The organism is Streptomyces sp. NPDC031426, assembly GCF_055581585.1.
In genome coordinates, this window is record NZ_JBVIJE010000114.1 from 1 (window position 1) to 1,200 (window position 1,200).

1 protein-coding gene is annotated in these 1,200 nt (G+C 64.4%); it reads right to left on the reverse strand.

Annotated features, from left to right (window positions below):
* Positions 1-152 precede the first annotated feature (152 nt).
* On the reverse strand, positions 153-1,094 hold the full coding sequence (locus ACZ5NH_RS45535; protein WP_468784381.1) for a class I SAM-dependent methyltransferase: 942 nt from the start codon (positions 1,092-1,094) through the stop codon (positions 153-155).
* Positions 1,095-1,200: the final 106 nt, after the last annotated feature.

The window sequence follows — 1,200 nt, forward strand, 5'->3', positions numbered from 1 at the left end:
TGAAGCTGACGAATGGACGGACGGCCGTTTTTCCTGTTGCTGTGCGGCCGGTTCCTTCCTCCCCGGCGACAGCGTAGGAAATAGTCCCCGAATCACCCAGGGTCGCGGCCGAATGTTCCCCCCATGCGGCGCATTCGTAAACGGTTTCCCGTTCAACGGGCGCGCGGCGTCATACGCACCCACAGATGCCAGCCCAGTACTTTCCCACTGCCGCGTCCGTGAACAGGCAGCGGCGGGGCGTGCAGGAAATGCTTCTCGGCGTGACGGACGTCGAAATCTGGGAAGTCCCGCCGCACGCGCCCGACGTCATAGACCCGCGAAAACGGGTTGTGGGGGCCATCGGTGTTGCTGTGGATGAATTTTGGCATCCGCAGGTATCGAGCGAGCCCGATCCTGCGGGCGTTGTCCAGGTGGGCACCGAGGAGCCCCTGGGGCGCGGGAAGCGCGCCCAGCCGCACCAGCGGATGGGTCGCCAGGAGCGCGGCCCGGCGCAGTAGCCCGATCGACACGAGGTAGTTGAGCGACCAGCGGGCGTACAGCATGACCACCAACTCTCCGCCGGGCTTCAGTACACGACGGATCTCCCGCTGGGCCCGGTGGATGTCCGGGACGTGGTGAAGCACCCCGTGGCTGAAGACGACGTCGAAGGACGCGTCCGGGAACGGCAGGTCCAGAACGCTGGCCTGGTGCAGCCCGTCGTACGGCAGGTCACGCAGGGCGAGCCGCGTTCCCGTCCTCCTGACCGCCGTCTCGGTCAGGTCGACCCCCGTCCACCGGGCACCTCGCCTGATCAACTGCTCGGCCTCCGAACCCTGTCCGAGTCCGATCTCGAGAAGGCGCCGCCCGGCGCAGTCCAGTCTCTCCAGACATGCCGGAATGTGGTGTTCGAGCCGGTACTTCGCGGCGTCGTACCGCGAGAAGAACTCCTCGTAGTCCTGTCGCTCGTCTCCGTCCGGCGCCCCGAAGACGTTGTCACCGCACGGGTGGGCGGACCAGAAATCCTTGATATCCGGTTCAAGCACGAGAATCTCCTGCCGTTTCCACACATGATCCTGGGGCGCAGAAGCTCTTCTATCACGGCGGATGCGAAGCACCGAGTTACCGTCCCGTGAGTCCCCTATTTCTCTACATCGGCATATCCTATGAATAAAAAGAAGTCAACGTGTCGCACTGGACTCTGCAGCCCCGGGCATGATGCCG